At 62.8% G+C, this 11750-nt stretch carries 12 protein-coding genes and 3 tRNA genes; all 15 read right to left on the reverse strand.

What is annotated here, in order from left to right; genetic code table 11:
- Entirely contained in the window at nt 1–609 is a 609-nt protein-coding gene (ccmA, locus tag ACE1EY_RS02040) for a cytochrome c biogenesis heme-transporting ATPase CcmA (RefSeq protein ID WP_291512566.1), read from the reverse strand.
- A 35-nt stretch (nt 610–644) separates the two neighbouring features.
- Nucleotides 645–731: transfer RNA gene (locus ACE1EY_RS02045), tRNA-Leu, on the reverse strand.
- A gap of 17 nt (nt 732–748) precedes the next feature.
- A tRNA-Cys gene (locus ACE1EY_RS02050) sits at nt 749–822 on the reverse strand.
- Between the two features lie 145 nt (nt 823–967).
- A tRNA-Gly gene (locus ACE1EY_RS02055) sits at nt 968–1043 on the reverse strand.
- Nucleotides 1044–1078: 35 nt separating this feature from the next.
- Nucleotides 1079–1633 carry a CDP-diacylglycerol--glycerol-3-phosphate 3-phosphatidyltransferase gene (gene pgsA / locus ACE1EY_RS02060; protein ID WP_291512565.1) on the reverse strand — a complete coding sequence of 185 codons (555 nt, stop codon included), beginning with the start codon at nt 1631–1633 and terminating at the stop codon, nt 1079–1081.
- Nucleotides 1634–1694: 61 nt separating this feature from the next.
- Entirely contained in the window at nt 1695–3512 is a 1818-nt protein-coding gene (gene uvrC / locus ACE1EY_RS02065; RefSeq protein WP_291512564.1) for an excinuclease ABC subunit UvrC, read from the reverse strand.
- 40 nt (nt 3513–3552) lie between these two features.
- Nucleotides 3553–4206, reverse strand: coding sequence for a uracil-DNA glycosylase (locus ACE1EY_RS02070; RefSeq protein WP_370299333.1), 654 nt, complete (start codon nt 4204–4206; stop codon nt 3553–3555).
- A gap of 32 nt (nt 4207–4238) precedes the next feature.
- Entirely contained in the window at nt 4239–4892 is a 654-nt protein-coding gene (uvrY, locus tag ACE1EY_RS02075; RefSeq protein WP_291512649.1) for a UvrY/SirA/GacA family response regulator transcription factor, read from the reverse strand.
- Between the two features lie 418 nt (nt 4893–5310).
- Nucleotides 5311–5670: an STAS/SEC14 domain-containing protein gene (locus tag ACE1EY_RS02080; protein WP_370299334.1), complete on the reverse strand. Its 360-nt coding sequence runs from the start codon at nt 5668–5670 to the stop codon at nt 5311–5313.
- A 415-nt stretch (nt 5671–6085) separates the two neighbouring features.
- Nucleotides 6086–6670, reverse strand: a complete 585-nt coding sequence (locus ACE1EY_RS02085) for a 3TM-type holin (RefSeq protein ID WP_291512647.1) — start codon at nt 6668–6670, stop codon at nt 6086–6088.
- A complete protein-coding gene (locus ACE1EY_RS02090; protein WP_291512646.1) occupies nt 6670–7209 on the reverse strand; it encodes an N-acetylmuramidase in 540 nt (179 codons plus the stop codon). Before ACE1EY_RS02090 ends, ACE1EY_RS02085 begins: the two co-directional genes overlap by 1 nt.
- A 165-nt stretch (nt 7210–7374) precedes the next feature.
- The gene (locus tag ACE1EY_RS02095) at nt 7375–9555 is read right to left on the reverse strand and encodes a tetratricopeptide repeat protein (RefSeq protein ID WP_370299335.1); all 2181 of its coding nucleotides are present in this window, start codon (nt 9553–9555) and stop codon (nt 7375–7377) included.
- Between the two features lie 93 nt (nt 9556–9648).
- Nucleotides 9649–10572: an alpha/beta fold hydrolase gene (locus ACE1EY_RS02100; protein ID WP_370299336.1), complete on the reverse strand. Its 924-nt coding sequence runs from the start codon at nt 10570–10572 to the stop codon at nt 9649–9651.
- Nucleotides 10569–10976, reverse strand: a complete 408-nt coding sequence (locus ACE1EY_RS02105; RefSeq protein WP_291512643.1) for a cupin domain-containing protein — start codon at nt 10974–10976, stop codon at nt 10569–10571. The genes ACE1EY_RS02100 and ACE1EY_RS02105 overlap by 4 nt, the downstream gene beginning before the upstream one ends.
- 81 nt (nt 10977–11057) lie before the next feature.
- Nucleotides 11058–11507 (reverse strand): SRPBCC family protein, encoded by a 450-nt coding sequence (locus tag ACE1EY_RS02110; protein WP_291512642.1) that lies wholly within the window; start codon nt 11505–11507, stop codon nt 11058–11060.
- Nucleotides 11508–11750 lie beyond the last annotated feature (243 nt).

An 11750-nucleotide genomic window follows, 5' to 3' on the forward strand; every position in this document is an offset into this window, starting at 1 on the left:
TCAGGCGGCGGCCAGATCGATGCAATGCGCATCGATCGGCAGGGGTTGATGTGACGTGACGACGACCGTGCCACCGGCCTGCGCATGCTGGGCGAATCGCTGGCACAGAGCGTCCCGCGAGGCGGCATCCAGGGCGTTCAGCGGTTCATCCAGCACCCACAGCGCCGCCTTGCTCACCGCCAGGCGCGCCAGTGCGACCCGGCGCTGCTGGCCGGCCGACAGTGTTCGCAGCGGTTGGGTCAGCGAACGGCCGGTCAAGCCGAATTCCCGCAGCGCGTCGGTTGCGGCGTCGGCTTCCTCGCCGGTGACCGCGAGCGTGAATCGCAGTGCTTCCACCGCCGTGAGCGCAGCGTTGCCGGTCGCGTCGTGGGCCACATAGCACAGCACGCGGCGCAGGCTCTCCGGTCTTTCGAATATATCGTCGCCGTTCCAGCGCACCTGTCCGGCGTCCGGTTCGCGCAGGCCCACCAGGGCGTGAATCAGCGTGGTCTTGCCGACGCCGTTCGGGCCTTGGAGATGGGTGACCGAGCCCGGCGGCAGATCCGCCGAGAGTGGCCCGAGCAGTGTCTTGCGCCCGCGACGCAGCACGATGCTGTCAAATTGCAGCATCAGAACCGCGAGGACATTGGGGGGGCGGAGAGAACTGGTGCCCGGAGCCGGAATCGAACCGGCACGAAGTCACCTTCGAGGGATTTTAAGTCCCTTGCGTCTACCAGTTCCGCCATCCGGGCGCACGTGTCTGCATAAATGGAGGCTAGGGCCGGAATCGAACCGACGTACACGGATTTGCAATCCGCTGCATCACCACTCTGCCACCCAGCCTCGGGTGCTTGTCTTGGCGATCGTCGCCGACCTGCCAAGTTTAACCGACAAAAACGTCGGTCTGAAAAAACGAATGCCCCGGGCGGCGAGCCGGCCGAGGCATCGTTGCGAACCGGGTCCGGCACTGCCTCCGATTCACCAAATTTGGAGCGGGAAACCGGGTTCGAACCGGCGACCTCAACCTTGGCAAGGTTGCGCTCTACCAACTGAGCTATTCCCGCGAGAGGCGCGTATTCTATGGCGGCGACCGACGGTGTCAAGCGTTTTGGGTCGAGTGCTCGGCCAGTACAGGCCACGCGGCACGCACATACATCGCCATGGACCACAGCGTCAGCCCCGCTGCGACAAACAGCAGCCCGTAACCGATATCGTAGATCGGGATTGGTCCGAGCGGGTGCCCCCAGAGCATCAGCACGATGGCCGTCATCTGAAAGGTCGTCTTCACCTTCCCAACCCAAGACACCGCCACCGAAGCGCGGGCGCCGATCTCCGCCATCCACTCCCGCAGCGCAGACACGGTGATCTCCCGGCCAATGATCACGGCCACCAGAATGCTCAACAGGACACTGGCGTCGTGGCTTAGCAGCACCACCAGCGAGGTGGCGACGATGAGCTTGTCCGCCACCGGGTCCAGGAAGGCACCGAAGGCCGAGGTCTGGTTCCAGCGACGGGCCAGCCAGCCATCGAACCAGTCGGTAATCGCCGCAACGAGAAACAGCAGCGCAGCGACGGGCCCGGCCCAGGGTGACGGCCAGAAGAACGCGAGCACCACGAACGGAATCGCGAGTACCCGCATCAGGGTCAGCAGCATGGGGAAGTTCAGTGGCACGGTTCTATTATGCGTTGTCGAATGGGGAGTATGGGACGTTCAGCTAGGAATGAAACCGATCGTAGATGCGCTGGGCCAGCGTGCGTGAGATGCCTTCTACACGAGCAAGTTCATCCACCCCTGCCCGCTCCACGCGCTGCAGGCCGCCGAAGCTGCGTAGCAACGCCTGTCGACGACGCGGCCCCAAACCTTCGATTTCTTCCAGAACCGATTGCTTGCGCGCCCGGCCACGTTGACCGCGATGACCTTCGATGGCAAATCGGTGCGCCTCGTCGCGAATCTGCTGGATCAGATGCATGCCCGGGTCGTCACTCTTGGGGCGGATGGGCACCGCCGCGCCGGGGCGGAAGATTTGCTCCAGTCCCACCCGGCGATCGGCACCCTTGGCCACGCTGATGATGGTGACGCCGGTCATGCCCGCCTCGTTGACCGCCTCCACTGCCTGACCAAGCTGCCCTTTGCCGCCATCAATCAGCAGCACATCCGGCACCGGCGCCTCGCCCTCTTTGAGCCGCCGGAAGCGCCGTAACACAGCCTGGCGGATCGCCGCGTAGTCATCGCCGGGGGTCACATCGGTCAGGTTGAAGCGGCGGTAGGCCGACTTGAGCGGTCCGTCCTCATCGAAGACCACGCAAGAGGCGACCGGCGACTCGCCCCCCGTGTGGCTGATGTCAAAGCATTCCAGCCGAGAGGGGCGGTCCTCCAGGCCCAGGAGTTCGCCCAGCGCCAGGTACCGCTGTGTCAGCGCCTCGCCTTGCAGCAGCCGACCGGCAACCGCTTCCTGCAGGCTGTCGTGGGCGGTCTTCAGCACCCGAGCCCGCGATCCACGCACCTTGACCTTGATCTGCACGCGGCGGCCCGAGAGCGTTCCGAGGGCGCTTTCCAGCAGCTCGGCATCATCGGGCGTATGCGAGACGACGATTTCCCGCGGCGGCGGGCGCTCGGCGTAATACTGGCCGATGAATGCGCCCAGCACCTCGGCTGGTGGGGCATCCGCCCCGCCCTTCGGAAAAAAGCTGCGATAGCCGAGATGCTGGCCGCTGCGAATAGTGCCGACGCCGACAGCGTTCAGCCCCGCGCGTTGTTCCAGCACGACAAAGTCCGCGTCATCCACGGTGCCGGCCGCGTCGCTGGGTCCCTGGATAGTCCGCAGGGCCGCAATCTGATCGCGGTAGCGGGCCGCCTGCTCGAAATCCAGCGCCTGGGAGGCCGCTTCCATCCGTTCGGTTAGCTTGCGCGCCAGCACCTCGCTCTTGCCCTCCAGCAGCCGCACGGCATCGGCAACATCGCTGGCGTAGTCCGTTTCAGAGATCGCCTGCACACAGGGCGCGGAACAGCGCTTGATCTGATGTTGCAGGCAGGGCCGTGTGCGGTTGGCGAAGAAGCTATCGGAGCACGGCCGCAGATTGAACAGCTTTTGCAGCGAGTCCAGGGTCCGGCGCACCGACCCCGCGTTGGGGTATGGGCCGAAATAGCGATGCGGTTTCTTGCGGCTACCCCGGTGAAAACGTATCCGCGGGTACGGGTGATTACCGGTGATGACCAGATAGGGATAGCTCTTGTCGTCGCGCAGCACGATGTTGTAGCGCGGCCGGTGTTTCTTGATCAGGCTGCTTTCGAGCAGCAGCGCCTGGTTCTCGGTGTCGGTGACATTGATCGCGATGTCGTGGATCTGATCCACCATCGACTCGATGCGGGCCGAACCGGAGGCCCGCAGAAAATAGCTTGCCACGCGCTTCTTGAGGTTCTTCGCCTTGCCGACATAAAGCACCTCGCCGTCAGCACCCAGCATCTGATAAACGCCAGGGCGCGGAGTCAGGCCACTGACGAATCGTTTCGGATTGAACGAGGAATCACTCAACGCGGCATGTCGAACGGCGGTCGGCCGCGCAGTATACGAATCAGCTGGACGTGGTGGTGGCCTGAGCAGACAGATCGCGCGCCCGACGCATCACCTGCTCGAACATGACCGCGGTGAGCCGGCGCGTGTTCGTGTTGTAGCGACTGCAGTGGTAGGAATCGACCAGCCGCAGCCCACTGGGCAACGCATGCTCGGCGCCGTGACCAAACTTGTGGGCCGCCACCCGCAAGCCAAGCGCGCGGATCACCTGATCGTGCGCGATCTTGCCGAGCGCCAGCAGCACCCCGCCGCGGGGGACCGCATTCAGCTCTTCGATCAGATAAGGCCTGCACTGATTGATCTCGGCGCCCACCGGCTTGTTCTGCGGTGGCACACAGCGCACCGCATTGGTGATGCGGCAGCCGAGCAGTTCCAGGCCATCATCGGCCGACTCGGAGACCGGCGACGAGGCCAGCCCGAGGTCGTAAAGCGTCTGGTACAGCAGGATGCCGGCGTAGTCGCCGGTGAACGGCCGTCCGGTGGCGTTGGCGCCGTGCATACCCGGCGCCAGTCCAACAATGAGCAGCGGCGCTGATTCGGGGCCAAAACTCGGGACAGCCCGGCCGTAATAACCAGGGTGGTCAGCGCGGGATTGCGCGCGAAACTCCACCAGCCGCGGACAACGGGCGCAATCCGGGTGAAAGGATTCAGCCATGAGGAGGCGCCATGTCGCGCGATCGCAGGACGTCAGTCAGCAGCGGCGACGCTGTCCTCCAGCAAGCCGTAGCGCATGGCGAGGCGGGTCAGTTCCACGTCGTTATGCACGCCCAGCTTTTCGAACAGGCGGTAGCGATAGGTACTGACGGTCTTGGGGGACAGGCACAGGCGGTCGGAAATCGCCTGGGTGCTATGTCCCTGCGTCACCAGATTCATCACCTGCATTTCGCGGTGAGACAAGGCGTCGAAAGGCGATTCATTCTGCCCTTTGATCAAGGCCGCAGCGAGGTTGCCAGCGACCAGCGGCGCAATGTAATGCCCGCCCTGATGCACGCGCCGGATGGCCGTGACGACCTCTTCCGCCGCGGAATCCTTGCTGATGTAACCGGAGGCGCCCGCCGACAGCAGCCGGCTGGGATACGGCTCGTCCAGATGCATGGAGACGCCAATGATCTTGATATCCGGCGACCGCTGGATGATGCGCCGCGTGGCCTCCAGGCCACCGATGCCAGGCATGTTGATATCCATCAGCACCACCTGCGGCTGCAGGTCGCGAGCAAGGTTAATGGCTTCTTCGCCGGACGACGCCTCGGCGGCGACCTCGATATCACCCTGCTCGTCCAAAACACGTCGGATGCCCGCCCGGACCAGCCGGTGATCATCGACGATCATCACAGTAATCACTTCAATTGGTCTCTTGGTTCCCCACAGCAAGTCTAACGGAGATTGTCGCGAATGAATCTTCTTTACGGATACGCGACCGCCTCCGTCGTTCGATCAGATCAGATCACGGGTCGAAACAACGGGCCGTTCCGCCCAACGACGGCATCGGGCCATATCGGTGGTCAGCTGCGATGTCATATGGCCGCTGCGCGCCGAATCCGCGCTGGACCGGCTTCCGAAAACCGGCATCACCACCGCCAGTTCGCCTGTCACGAACGCCGGCCACGAAATCTGCGGCGGTGACAACAGCAGTACCATCAAGAACGATGCCAACCCGACCGCAGCCCGAACCGACCATGAAGCAGTTTCATGACAGCTTGTCATGCGCTACCCATGTGAGGATGCACGGCACGCGGTTTTTAGAGGCGTCAGGACCCGGCTAGGAAGTCACCCATTGTCGCGCCTTGTCGGTCTCCGCGACGGAGAACGCGCGGACGTCGATCTGCGGCACGAGCTTGTCGGCCATCGCGGTCACCTTACGCAGCCACGCCTGATCCACGACAACAGCTTCCTTGTCGAACCGGTTCCAGTTGTCCGCACCAAACTTCAGGTCTTCCAGGAAGGCATCCACGCTCATGCCCTCGAATTCCGCCACTTCGACGTAAACGCGAATTCGGTCATGGCGCTCCAGGCGCCGCTCAACCTCGCGTTTCACCTGGTCGAGGTCCGGTTTTTCGACCTTGCCCTGGATACGCATCCCGACGACGTTGTCGGCTTCGAATTGAATCACCTGCATCATGTTGATCTCCTTGGCTGATGCGCTCAGCACATGAGTTCGCTGCCCCGGTGATCGCTCCCTTGCACGATGGCCTCAAGCTGCCTTGGCGAGTCTGGCCTCACGCAGCGTCTTACCCCACCACAGCAGCGTATCGAGTGCCGAGATAATCGCCGTCCTGCAGGTCCTCGCCGAGGTTGCGGGGCCATGCGCAGCTCGATCATCACCTGCCGCAACTGCTCGACGCCGCGCGCACCATGAACGCTGCCATACGACACGCAGGTTGCCGGTTTGCGGACCCACTCGTCCACGGATGACCTCCTTGTGCGTTGAATTCAATTCGCACAGGTTGTGGCAATGCCTGGTGGCTAGAGTTCCGGGTTGGCGTGATCACGACCCCAGGTGATGCCGCACGGGATGGATCGATCACGGACCCGATTCAGTCACCCGGTCGGGATTCCAGCCACCGCTGGATGACGGAATTTGTCGGTTTCCGCGCACCTTCGGCCACCGCAGCGTCGTAGATTCGGGACTCGACCGGCTCCTCGGCAAAGTCGATCTCGCGAAATGCCTTGCGCATCACCACCAGGTCTTTCGCCGCCTGGACGGCATCCTTGCGCACGGCCATGTCCTGCGCCTTGAGCTGCATGCGCCCGCCAAAATAAAAGCCGATGATCACGCTCAGCAGTGCCCAGTAACCCGGCGGCATCAGTTCATAGGCCTGGGCGATGAGCAGAAAACGCTCGGGGTCCAGCGGCGCCAGCACGAAAAAGCTGATGATGACGATCGTCAGCAACGGTCGCGGCAGACGATTCAGTCCATCGACGAACGAATCCCATCGCGTGCGGTTTTGCCGGGCATGGAACTCCGCGGCGAACTGGCGCAACGAGGCCTTGTCGCGGTCGATATCCGCCAGCACCTCCTCGTGTCGGCGTTCGCCGCGATGTTCCTTGTTCTCCACGAAGACTTCGGCCACATCCTTGCCGCCCCTGAGCACGTCACCAATCGCATTCCACCAGGCCATTACGCCACCGCCTCTTCGAATTCGGCGGCCCGGTTCAGCCAACCCGCCAGAAACACTTGTTGGGACGGCCGCGCCGCGACGATCAGGTGATAGAAGTTCTTGCGTTCTTCGATCAAGGCTTCGAGGAACACATCGCCCATGATCGCCTGCGCCCACTCGGCAGCCTTGCGCGTGTTCGGCCCCATGGCGCCATCTTCGGACAATGGCGGCTGGTACCGCGCGTGGTTGCAGACCCGCTGCACGAACTTCACGGCCTGTCGCGGCCCGTGATTGACGGCGCAGTCGAAGACGAAAGGCTGGATTGGTGCGGGCAGTCGGTCGATTCGCGGCCCGAAGAAATAGTTGCGCTCGTAGATGTCTCGAGCCACATCCTCGCCCAGCGCTTCCACCTCGCCGCGCAGTGCAACCCGGCCGATATATGCCGTGAGCGTCTGTTGCGTGATCCCGAACTTGGTCGGCCCGCCCCGGTCGGCCGGGTGGTCCACAAACCCGCCTTCTCGGCGCAGGATGTCGTCGATCATTTCACTGACAGTTAGCACGATGCCCTCCTTGCCCGCGCGACGTGTCCGCTCACCCGCAGCACGGCGGGAATGCTCAACGTCCGCGTTGTGCCCTCTGATCATTACGCAACCGACACGAAAAACCGGACAGCCGTTGACCGGCTTTCTGGTGAGCCCGCTCGAACGAGCTCGCTCCTACTGCCCTCAGGGCAGCGTCGGCTTCACGGGTTCGACGTCATCAGGTGACCACCATTTCTCGGGTGGATGTTCCAAAGCCTGTTCGATCAATGCCCGCTCGTCCGCGATCACTGCTTCCAGACGCTGCCTCCATGCGGCGTAGTCCCCGCGGGATTTGAGCACATCGAATTCCGGATCAAGCAGTGCCGTGATGTTACTGAGCTCCAGGTCCACGAGCCGCTGCAACCAGACCATCGCCCGATCCGCCTCGCCCGATAACAACGCCCAGCGCGCATTCAACACCAGTCGCGATGGGTTGGTCACATCCTCCGGCCGCTCCCCGGCGTGTTTCCGGGTCAGTCGTTCACGTAGCTCCATGGCGCGTGAATCGCCCTGGGAGGACAGGACTCGATAAAGCGTCAACTCGAGGTCCGAGCTCGTAAGATCCCAGGTGATGAACTCGTCCAACTCTGCATGAAACGCAGACTCGTTCTCCAGAAACACGGCATAGGCCTGACTCGTGGCGCCAGCAAGCGCCAAACCGCTAAACCGGATGGTAGGCGGTTCGTCCGACGCCTCGATCAATTGTGTGGCCTGCGCACGCTCGCCCAGATACATCAGCTGCATGAACTCGCCGTAGCCTGGGTCGAGACGCCGGGCCAGATCGAACATGCCTAGCTCGGTGTACACCCAGGCCAGCGCCAACCGACTGGAGAAATGTGACTCGACCGCTTTGAGCACACGATGAGCCTCGACCAGCTTCCCGGCTGAAAACAGCGACCAGGCGTAACTCTGAATGGTGAATTCGGTCACTGTGCCGAGTTGAAACGCGTAACGCGACCATTCAAGGCTGCCTTGTTCGTCGCCCATATCGCTCGCCAGCCCGGAAAGATTTGCGGCCAGAACCTGCGATAGCGGATTGAGCGCATAGGCCTTGCGATAAGCCAACCGGGCCTGTTCGTACTGGCCATGATTGAACTGCAGAAATCCCAGCCCTCGGTATGCCTCCGCGTTGTTCGGGTTGGCTGCAATGGCTGCATTGAAGCCCTCCACGGCCTGTTTGAATGGCACGGGCTCGGGCACCTGCTCCGTCAGCCACCAGGCGTAGTACGAGAGCACCTCGCCGTTCTCCGGAGCCAGAGCCTGGGCTCGCTGCATGAAGAGACTGCTGCGCGGTAGCGAACTGGTTTCGGGCATGTTGGCGTAGTAGCGCGCCAGACTGTAGGCAAAGCCCAGGGTTGCATGGGCCACGGCGAACTCCGGGTCCAGGGTCACGGCCCGGAGCAGCTCGGTGATTCCCTGGTCAACGCCCTCGACTGTACGCAGCAACGACAGCTCCTTGCCTTTGAGATACGCGTCGTAGGCTTCGGTGGACTGGGTAGGTCGCGGGACCGAAATCACCGGCACATCAATCTGATGTTGCAACTCCGCCACGATCGCAGTCGCAATCTCGTCCTGGATCTCGAAAATATTCTCTGCCGACAAGGGGCGATCGTAGGTCTCGGACCATAGGTGCACATCGGTGCTGGCATCGATCAACTGGGCCGTGATCCGCAGTGTGGAGCCCGCCTTGCGGATGCTCCCCTCCAGCACCTTGTCAACGCCAAGAGCTTTGGCAATTTCGGAGACACTCACATCCTTGCCGGCAAACGAGAATGCCGACGTCCGCGACGCCACCCGCAGCCCATCGACCTTGGCGAGCACATTGAGCAACTCTTCGGCAATGCCCGACGCGAAATACCCCTGATCCGCACTCGGCGAGAAATCCTCGAACGGAAGCACCGCGATCGAATCCCCAGCGGCGCTACTCCCGCCCTGGGCCGCTGGGGTCTCGGCAACGACCGCATTCGGCGGTGCCTCGGCCCGAGGCAGAACTCGATCACCCAGCACCACCGCGCCCAGCAATAGCAGACTGACCACCAGGGCCACATCCAGCTTGCGGGCGGCGTATCCGGCCGTGCTGTCGCCCGCAGCGCCGACCTCCGTGCGCTGCACACCGTCCGGCGTCATTTCGAACGCCCAGGCCAGCAGCACCGCCACCGGGAATCCGATTAACAGCAGACTCACGACGACGCCGTCGAACCAGTCCGGCAAGCTCAACGACGATTCCAACGCGATTGCCACCTGCATCAACAGCCAGCCCACCACCGCGTAAACGCCTGCCACGCGAAACACATTTCGCCGGCGCAGCTCCTTCCAGAGGTTCATCCCCGCTCCCATGAGTACGGCAGACGCCGTGATTCAGTCATACGGTTCTAGCCACACGGGCTGCTCGGCGAGCACCCACGCCCGATCTGTCCGTCAGGCACCTGCGCTGTAATACGCCAGCATAGTATCGATCCAGATTCCGGGATCGCTGATCTGGCAGAAATGCCCCACTCCTGGCATCAGGCTGAGCTGCGCCGAGGTACACACATGCTGCTTGAGATAGTGAGCCATCTCCACGCGGGCGACCGCATCGGCCTCGCCCCAGCACAGATGAATCGGAATGGTCGTGGCCGCCAGCGCGGGCAACCAGCGCGCCGTTTCGAACCGGCGACGATCGAAGAGATAGCGAATCGTCAGATAGGACTTGCGATGGCCGTCCTGCAGGCAGTTGGCGGCCCACATGTGATCGATATCCACGTCCGAAAGCGTCTCTGCGCCATGGGCACTGCGAACCTGCTGCACGAAGGTTCTCTTGTTGACCAACCGGGTCAGCGACGGCCCCATTCGCGTGAGTAGCAGCCGCTGGGTCACCCGCAGGCTTGCCAGGCTCAGCACCATGCTGCCGTTGGTGAAGGTGACACTCTGGAAACCGGCGTCAAAGCCCGCAGGCAACAGGCCTTCCACCGACCGGGCAAGCAGTTCGGTCGACACACTGTCGCCCATGTCGTGGGCGATGAGATGCCCGCCGCGTACGCCAAGATGCGCCCACACCATCAACGCAACGTCCGCCTGCTCCATCAGCGAGTAGCCAAATCGTGTTGCGTCCGGCTTGTCGCTTAAGCCGTAGCCCACCAGATCGAGCACCACCAGCCGATCGAACCGCTGGTGCAGCCCCTCGATCACCTTGTGCCAGGAGAACGATGACTCCGGAAACCCATGGATCAGCAGCGCCGTGTTGTCGGGACTGGCATCCCGAGAACCGAATTCGCGATAAAACACACGATGACCACAGGGTGGAATCGTCAGCCAGTCGCCACTATCAGCCCAGCTTTTCAGCGTTGGATGCAGGGTATTCACGATGGTTGCTCGGGGTACGGGGCGTGTTCCGTGCCGGCGCCCGGCGTGATGAACAGCATGCGGGTGGGCTCCTGAACCTTCGCCGTGTGCCAACAACCGGCCGGGATGATGACCGTGTCGCCCGCCGCATCGAGTGTATGTGATTCGTCGCCATCGTGTTGCCGCAGGATCATCTCCGCGCGGCCGCTGAGCAACACGACGGTCTCGTCACCGGCCGGGTGCCGCTCCCAGCTATTCCAGTCGGAAGAAAACGCATACTCGGCGATCAGCGTGTGCCCCCGAAAGCCGTCGAATCGCTCATCCAGTTGCTGGTAAACCGAGGGGGATACCGCGACCGGCTCAACCCGCTGATCCGGTTTGATGACGGCGAAGGTATTCGCCAGATTGAACACGGCCTCGTCCATAGCGGCCTCGCTGCTGCACTGATCCGGCCGCGAGGATAACCCGGCGCTGCGACGAGGCGCGGTTCCCCCTCCCGCGAGGCGTCACATCTGATCGGGAATTTCGGCCTCGACCAGCTGCGCCAGCATCGTCAGGGATTCCTGCCAGCCCAGCACGCAGGCCTGGGCGGGAATCATGTCGGGAATGCCCGCCTGCGTGATGGACAGTTCCGTGCCCAGCGGCCCTTCGCTGAGCTCCACCGTGGTCGTCATCTCTCCCGCCAGACCGGGGTCATCGAATCGATCCGTGTTCACCAGCCGCTTACCCGGCTCCAGTTCCAGATACTCGCCACCGAACGAATGCGTGCTGCCGGTGCTGAAGTTGGTGAACGACATCTGATACCGGCCACCGACACGGGCATCCTGGCTGTGAACCTCGCCGGTGAACCCAAAGGGCGGCAGCCATTTCACCATGGCGGCCGGATCGATGAACGCCCGATAGATCCGGTCGGGGGTGGCGCGCAGTACGCGATGAAGGCGAATGGTTTGTGACATGACGTTGGCTCCTCGTTTGATGATGTGTCATCCGATCGTCGAACAACGCAGGTGGGATTCGACAGCCCCCGGTCAAATGCCGCCCGACGGCTCGCTGATCGGCACCGTCAACACCGAGACGGTTTATGCCCTGCGAAGTCCGCAACGGCCCTTGGCGGTTGCTATATTGGCAACCTCACGCCGCGCCCGCCGCGCCGATCCACCCCGATCCCAGCGTTCACGATGCCCACCTCCTTTCTCGTT

Source organism: Abyssibacter sp. (assembly GCF_964229365.1).
Lineage (GTDB): Bacteria > Pseudomonadota > Gammaproteobacteria > Nevskiales > OUC007 > Abyssibacter.

Coding starts and splice junctions, on each gene's coding strand:
- ccmA (WP_291512566.1), bottom strand. CDS start 609: ATGCTGCAATTTGACAGCATCGTGCTGCGTCGCGGGCGCAAGACACTG.
- pgsA (WP_291512565.1), bottom strand. CDS start 1,633: ATGCTGCTGACCCTGATGCGGGTACTCGCGATTCCGTTCGTGGTGCTC.
- ACE1EY_RS02070 (WP_370299333.1), bottom strand. CDS start 4,206: ATGGCTGAATCCTTTCACCCGGATTGCGCCCGTTGTCCGCGGCTGGTG.
- ACE1EY_RS02080 (WP_370299334.1), bottom strand. CDS start 5,670: ATGATGCAGGTGATTCAATTCGAAGCCGACAACGTCGTCGGGATGCGT.
- ACE1EY_RS02085 (WP_291512647.1), bottom strand. CDS start 6,670: ATGGCCTGGTGGAATGCGATTGGTGACGTGCTCAGGGGCGGCAAGGAT.
- ACE1EY_RS02095 (WP_370299335.1), bottom strand. CDS start 9,555: ATGAACCTCTGGAAGGAGCTGCGCCGGCGAAATGTGTTTCGCGTGGCA.
- ACE1EY_RS02105 (WP_291512643.1), bottom strand. CDS start 10,976: ATGGACGAGGCCGTGTTCAATCTGGCGAATACCTTCGCCGTCATCAAA.
- ACE1EY_RS02110 (WP_291512642.1), bottom strand. CDS start 11,507: ATGTCACAAACCATTCGCCTTCATCGCGTACTGCGCGCCACCCCCGAC.